This is a genomic window from Roseateles sp. P5_E11 (genome assembly GCF_054049355.1).
Window position 1 is genome coordinate 1 of record NZ_JBFUMO010000328.1, and the last position, 6,527, is coordinate 6,527.

The window sequence follows — 6,527 nt, forward strand, 5'->3', positions numbered from 1 at the left end:
GGGCATGCCCTTCGGCGTGGCCGGCAGCACGAATTTCCTGCACATCGCCAGGGCTTRGTGTCGAGTGCCAAGAGGTTGCTGGAAGGCCGGCGCCTCGGCAAGTGCGCGAACTTACCGAATGCCTCCTTGCGTCAATCGGCAGGACTCGCGTCCAATCCGCGATGCCAACTCAACGGATCTCGCCATGTCACGTTACGTCGATCAGGTTCTCGTGCCCGGCGAGCGAGTCGTCCATCTGGGGCGCACCAGCCTCTGGTCGGTTTGGCACTTGCTGTTGTTCGGCCTGCTCTTGCTGCCCGCCTTTGGCCTTGGGCTCATCCTTTGGGTGGCCGCCTACGTTCGCATCAGGTCAACCGAGCTGGCCGTGACCACCAAGAGAGTGATCGTCAAACACGGATTCATCCGCCGCCACACGATCGAGATCAACATCAACAAGGTGGAGAGCATTCAGGTCAATCAGTCCCTCATGGGCCGAATGCTCAACTTTGGCACCCTCGTCATTGCGGGCACCGGCGCATCCCATGCGCCCATCGACGGCATCGCAGAGCCACTTGTATTCCGCCGCGCCTTCGTCGAGGCCCAGGACTCGGCACAGAGCAGCCAGGCATAGCGTCAAGAGACGCTTCAGTCGAAGGTGCCCGCCACAAAGGATGCCTTGACCGTGATCAGCCAGCTGCCCTCCACCTTGTGCAGGACGAAGTGGTCGTTGAACAGCTTCTGGCCGATCCGCACCCTCACGTTCGCTGTTGAAAGGCTGTCCGAGATGTGCTCGACCGAGAGGATTGCTTCGTCCCTCGGCGCACCCGTCGACTGGGGGCTCGGCCTTCCATGGATGAGCGCCGCATAGTCCTGTGAGGACAGCATGTTCAACCGCCCCCCGTCAAGCCACTGCACAAAGCAGTTCGGGTGGAAGACCTTGTTGAAGTCACGGCTCTTCGGCTCATAGGCCAGATTGAAATAGTCCTCGATCAGAGTGGCTACGGCTTGGGTCTGGGTCATCGCTGGCTTTCATCAATGGGCGAACGATTCGTATAGTGAGGAATCCTTCCGCGCCCGGCTACAGCGAACTGGTYATCGCTGCCATTACCAGAACACATCGACCATGGATGACCTTGATGGAGCGCTTGTCATCGGCCTGCTGGCGCTGAATGCGGTCGCCGAATCGAAGAGCTTCGGTCGTGCCGCCTCTCGGCTGGGCAAGACGCAGCCCGCGGTGAGCCGCTCGATCCAGCGCTTGGAGGACCGTCTCAGCGCCAAGCTCGTGCATCGCACAAGCCGACACGTTGAAGTGACGGATGCCGGGCATGCGTTGCTCTCCAAGGTGCTGCCCCTGCTGCAGGGGATAGAGGATGCGACGGCCGCCGCCTCTGACCAGGCCTCGGCCGTCAACGGCACGCTGCGCGTCGCCTGCGATGCCCGGTTTGCCGGCCTCGTGTTGGCGCCGGAGCTGGCGCAGTTTCTAAAGGCCCACCCGTCTCTTCAACTGAGGTTGGAGACCAAGAACGGTCTCTCGGACCTGGTGAGCGACGGATTTGATCTCGCCGTCAGGTTTGGGCCTCCATCCATCTCGACCCTGGTCTGCCGCAGGCTCTACAGCCCGCGCGTTCTGACCGTTGCCGCGCCGTCCTATCTGGCGCGCCGCGGTCGACCCAGGTCGCCGCAGGATCTGGTGGGCGACGATCATGAGTGCATCGTCGCCATCGATCCCGCCACCGGCAGGCCCTTCGAGTGGGAGTTCTGGCGTGGCGATGAGAAAGTGAAGGTGGCCGTTCGCGGCAACCTGACGGTCACGGACGCCGGAATCAAGATTGGGGCCTGTCTCGCGGGCCACGGGATCGCCCAGGTGATCGACCTCGGGGTCGATTCGCATCTGCGAGCGGGCACGCTGGAGCCCGTCTTGCCGGACTGGGCTGACGAGACATTTCCCCTCTATGTCTACTACCCCAGCCGGACCCACGTTCCGGCCAAGGTCAGAGCCTTCATCGACTTTGTTGTGGGCATGATGCCGGTGCTTCAGCCGGCCGGCCAAGTCGACCTTCGGCCATGAATGGGTCGATCGGCGCCATCAGCTCCTATCGCGACACCACGCAGTCCATCTCTTCGAGCCCCGCGCCGATTCGTGCGCTTGTTCGACTGTCCTGGGCCTAGCTCTCCAGGCCAAGCAGGCGCTCGGCGTTGCCATGGGCGATCAGGGCCTTGTCCGCGTCGCTGACGGGCAGGCCCTCGATGAAGCCGCGCGCGCCGTCCAGGCTTTGGTAGGGGTAGTCGATGGAGTACAGGATGCGCTCCGCACCCATCAGCGCATGGATGAACTGGAAGTGCGGCAAGGTGAGCATGCCGCTGGGCGACACGTAGACGTGCTCGCGGTAGGTCCGCGCGATGGGGCGCTTCAGGCCTGACGCCTGCTGGGGAATGGAGTCCTCCAGCCTCTGCAGGAAGAAGGGCACCATCTCGCCCCAGTGGCYGCTGATGACCTGCAAGCGGGGGTAGCGGTCGAACACCCCGGCGAGCAGCATGCGCACGACCTGGATGCCGGCCTCGTTGTGCCAACCCCAGGCGAACATCGACAGGCGTGCGCTGAGTTCGCGCTCGAAGCCACCGTAGTACGGCGCCTGCACGGCCGGCAGCGGCAGGCCGGGGTGAACGTACAGCGGCACGTTCAGCTCGTCGAACGCAGCCAGCACGGGGGCGTAGCGCGGGTCGTCCAGGAAGGTCTCGCCGGGGCGCCCGTTGATGAGCGCACCCTTGAGGCCCAGCTCCTTCACGGCCCGCTCCAGCTCACGCGCGGCGGCCTCGGGCGCCTGCCAGGGCAGCGTGGCAAACCCGGCGAATCGCGAGGGATGGGCTTGCGCGGCCGCGGCCAGCTTGTCGTTGGCAGCGCGGTTCAGGGCTATGGCCTGGGCGGCCGGCAGCAGCTGGGGAAAGCCGCCGTAGGAGAGGACTTGCATGGCGATGCCTGCCGCGTCCATGTCGACCAGGCGGGCCGCGCCCATGTCCAGCGCCTTGCGCGCCGACTCGCTGGGCGCGACGACATGCGGGCGGCCGGGCGCGGCCACCTGTTGGCCGTCGATGACGCGGCTGCCCCAATCGGCGAGATACGGCGCCTCGGCACGCACGAGGCTTTGCGACGCCGCACCGATGGCAGCATCCAGCACGTGCTCTTCGACGCAGATCARCTTCATGTCGCGCCCCGGCCGCCGATCACGCCAGCAGCGCGTCGCGCAGCGCTTCGCCGAGGCTGGCGGCGGACTGCGGGTTCTGGCCCGTGATCAACCGGCCATCAACCTCCACCTTGTTGGACCAATTGGGTGAGTCCTGATGCAACGCGCCGCGCTCGTTGAGCGTGGAGGCCAGCAGGAAGGGCACGACGTGGGTGGACTGGACTTCCTCTTCCTCGCTATCGGTGAAGGCCGCCACGCGCTTGCCCGCCACCAGCAGGCTGCCGTCGGCACGGCGTGCATTGACCAGGGCCGCCGGGCCGTGGCACACGGCGCTGACGATGCCGCCCGCCGCGTCGATCTCGCGGATGAGCTTCTGCGCGCCGGCGCTGTCGGGGAAGTCCCACATCGTGCCGTGGCCGCCCGCGAACATGACCGCCGAGTAGCGCGCAGGGTCGGCGTCATCGATGCGCAGCGTGTTGGCAATGGCGTGGCGGAAATCGGCATCCGCCCAATAGCGGGCGACCACCGGGTCCTTCATGTCCTCCAGCCCGTCGAGCGGCGCGGCGCCGCCCTGGATGGAGGCGATCTCGACGCGGATGCCGGCTTGCTGCAGCTTCTCCAGCGGGTGGGTGACCTCCGCCAGGTTGAAGCCGGTGGGGATGCCTGTCGCCCCCTTGACCGGGTTGCTGGTGACGACGAAGAGGATGGGCTTGAGTTCAGAAGCTTGTCGGGTCATGGGCGATGGCTGTAATCACAGGTTGCTGAAGAAGGGGACGAGCTTGGCAATCGCCTGATCCACGTACTCAGGCCGGTCGTAGAGCGCGACGTGGGTGGCGCCTTCGATGACGAACAGCTCTTTCGGGCCTTTCGACAGCGCCAACGCTTGCTCGCTGTAGACCTTGGTGTCGGCGATGCTCCCGGCGATCAGCAGCAGCGGCTGGGTCAGCAGGTCCGGAATCAGGTGGAAGACCGTGAAGGCCAGCATCTTGTCGAGGCTGGTCATCAGGAAGCGGCCCTTGGAGTTGGGGTGCTGGCCCCGCGGTGTGCGGTAGTAGTCGTAGGCTTCGCGAAGAAAGGTCGGCGTGTTGTCGTCGATGTCTTCCAGCCGTTCGGGAACGAACGGCGCGTAGAGGGGCTCTGCACCCCTGGCTTCGGCCGTGCGTTGCTGCGCCGCCGCTTGCAGTGTTCCTATCAAGGCAACAACAGGGATGGGGTTGCCAACAATGGTCCTGGCTGCCTCGCCCATCGGCGTGGCGCTGACCACGCCCACCGCCTTGAAGCGGCGCTCCGACTGGGCAACGGCGAGCGCGTATCCGCCGCCGGCGCAAACACCGAAGACCCCCATGCGCTCCACGTCGACGTAGGGAAGCGTCGAGAGAAAGTCGGCAGCCGCACGGGCATCTTCCACGCGCGCCGACGGGTCCTCCAGCAGGCGGGGCTCGCCGCCGCTCGCGCCCTGGTAGGAGGCGTCGAAGACGACAACGACGAAGCCATGTGCCGCCAGCCGCTTGGCATACAGGCCTATCGTCTGTTCCTTCACGCCGCCGGCGGGGTGAATGCCGACGAGGGCGGGGTATTGCCTGTCTTCCCGGAAGTCGTCCGGCAGGTGAAGGTGCCCTGAGAGCTGGATCGCTCGATTCGCAAACGAGACGGCTTGGAGCATGAGGAATCAGGCGTTGCCGGCGGCGAAAAGCATTTCCCAGTTCAGGAAGGGGCCCAGCGGAATGACGTCCCAGCCGATGAGGCCGGCCTTGGCCAGCGGGAACTCGGCCAGGGCCTTCCTGGCGGCTTCCACGGACTCGGCCTCGGCGAGGATGGCGACGCCCGGGCGGTCCTGGCGGAAATAGATGTCACGGACGATGCCGCTCTTGTAGAGCTGCCAGCCGTGGCGGGCTTCGTCCTGCAGGTGCGGTTGGTACTGTTCCAGCGTGGCGCCGGGCTGGGGGATGTCGAGGCAAAGCAGTTTCATGAGTGGTCTTTTGTAGAAGAACGGATCAGGCCGGTCCCCGTGGCGGGGCGCTCGCGGCATGCTACGGTTTCCATTAATTCGCCAGTGGCGCATTAACGTCTTGGTTATGATTCCGAAAATTCGACAATAGAACGATGCTGGACAGACTCGACGGCGTGGCGGTTTTTGTGGAAACGGTGGATGCCGGTGGCTTTGCGCGCGCCGCAGAGCGGCTGGCGTTGACGCGTTCCGCTGTCGCCAAGGCCATTGCACGGCTCGAAACCCGGCTGGGCGTGCGGCTCTTTCACCGCACGACGCGGGCGCTGAGCCTGACCGAAGACGGCCAGATCTATTACGAGCGCTGCGTTCGCGCCATGGATGAGCTCCGCGAAGCGGAGGCGCTGCTTGAATCCGGCCGGCACGAGGTCAGCGGGCGGCTGCGCGTCGCGATGCCCGTGCTGTTCGGTCGGCTTTGCGTGGCACCCATCCTGCTGGAACTCGCGCGCGAACACCCGAAGCTGGAACTCGACCTGTGCTTCAGTGACCGCCCGACGGACATCGTTGCCGAGCGCATCGACCTCGCGATCCGCAACGGCAAGTTGGGGCCGGCGACGGGGCAGCTTCGCAGCCGCCGGCTGAGCAGCCAGAGAAAGGTGTTGTGCGCCTCGCCGCACTACCTCGCGACGCGCGGCCATCCCGCCGACACCCAGTCGTTCGAAGGGCATGACGCCCTGCTGTACTGGCGGGCCGACTACGTGCAGCCCTGGACCCTGCCGGACGTCGAAGGCAAGCTGATCGAGGTCACCTTGAGTTCCCGTTTCCGTTTTGATGACCTTGCCGTCGTCGCCGACGCGGCTGCGGCCGGGCTCGGCATCGCATGGCTGCCGCATTGGCTCGTTCGGGACAGTCTGCAAGGCGGTCGCCTCGTCGCGCTCTTCGAGGAGCGCCCGCATGCGTCGGTTGAATGCCATGCGCTTTGGCCGGTCAGCCAGCACATGCCCTTGCGTCTGCGCCTGGCGATCGACACGCTGGTGTCCAGGCTTCCGGGCGCCGTCGAAGGCTAGTGCCGCTTGAGCGTTTGAAGACCCAGACCTTGTAGAAGTGGCGGCGCATCAGCCGCGACTTTCCTTCTCCAATGGCATCGCGGGTGGCCACCTACGATTTCAGTCCGCTGAGGGCCGCCCGCTGACATGAGTTCCGAGCGCTGAACGCGCAGGCAGAACGCCGACAGAAGGGATGGACGCCGTGTGGAATCGCAAGCCGTCACTCATGAGCACGCGCGCCGCCGCGATTGCCGTCGCATCGACACTTTCCATGCTGGTCCTTTCGAGCGTCGCAAACGCCGTGGAGTCGAAGATGCCCTTCATCAGAATCGCCGAGCTTGAGATTGATCCGGCGCAACTCGAGGCTTTCAAGGC

8 protein-coding genes are annotated in these 6,527 nt (G+C 65.3%); 3 read left to right on the forward strand and 5 right to left on the reverse strand.

What is annotated here, in order from left to right; all coding sequences use genetic code 11:
• Positions 1–610 (forward strand): PH domain-containing protein (locus ACXJKR_RS20785; protein ID WP_457324431.1); only part of this gene is annotated, 610 nt, incomplete at its 5' end.
• Between the two features lie 14 nt (positions 611–624).
• On the opposite strand, the gene ACXJKR_RS20790 is transcribed toward ACXJKR_RS20785, so the two are convergent.
• Positions 625–999 carry a nuclear transport factor 2 family protein gene (locus ACXJKR_RS20790; protein ID WP_056198791.1) on the reverse strand — a complete coding sequence of 125 codons (375 nt, stop codon included), beginning with the start codon at positions 997–999 and terminating at the stop codon, positions 625–627.
• A 103-nt stretch (positions 1,000–1,102) separates the two neighbouring features.
• Between ACXJKR_RS20790 and ACXJKR_RS20795 the strand changes: the two genes are divergently transcribed.
• A complete protein-coding gene (locus ACXJKR_RS20795; RefSeq protein ID WP_056198794.1) occupies positions 1,103–2,047 on the forward strand; it encodes a LysR family transcriptional regulator in 945 nt (314 codons plus the stop codon).
• A 97-nt stretch (positions 2,048–2,144) separates the two neighbouring features.
• Here ACXJKR_RS20795 and ACXJKR_RS20800 read toward each other — a convergent pair whose 3' ends face one another.
• The 4 genes from ACXJKR_RS20800 to ACXJKR_RS20815 are packed head-to-tail and all read right to left on the reverse strand — an operon-like array spanning position 2,145 to position 5,130.
• Positions 2,145–3,182 (reverse strand): amidohydrolase family protein, encoded by a 1,038-nt coding sequence (locus ACXJKR_RS20800; RefSeq protein ID WP_457324432.1) that lies wholly within the window; start codon positions 3,180–3,182, stop codon positions 2,145–2,147.
• Positions 3,183–3,201: 19 nt separating this feature from the next.
• Complete coding sequence (locus ACXJKR_RS20805) at positions 3,202–3,897, reverse strand: type 1 glutamine amidotransferase domain-containing protein (protein ID WP_457324433.1); 696 nt, start codon at positions 3,895–3,897, stop codon at positions 3,202–3,204.
• A 15-nt stretch (positions 3,898–3,912) separates the two neighbouring features.
• Positions 3,913–4,824: an alpha/beta hydrolase gene (locus ACXJKR_RS20810; RefSeq protein ID WP_457324434.1), complete on the reverse strand. Its 912-nt coding sequence runs from the start codon at positions 4,822–4,824 to the stop codon at positions 3,913–3,915.
• Between the two features lie 6 nt (positions 4,825–4,830).
• Positions 4,831–5,130 (reverse strand): superoxide dismutase, encoded by a 300-nt coding sequence (locus ACXJKR_RS20815; protein WP_457324435.1) that lies wholly within the window; start codon positions 5,128–5,130, stop codon positions 4,831–4,833.
• A gap of 134 nt (positions 5,131–5,264) precedes the next feature.
• Here ACXJKR_RS20815 and ACXJKR_RS20820 point away from each other — a divergent pair, with 134 nt between their 5' ends.
• Positions 5,265–6,173: a LysR family transcriptional regulator gene (locus ACXJKR_RS20820; protein WP_457324436.1), complete on the forward strand. Its 909-nt coding sequence runs from the start codon at positions 5,265–5,267 to the stop codon at positions 6,171–6,173.
• The last annotated feature ends 354 nt before the right edge of the window (positions 6,174–6,527 follow it).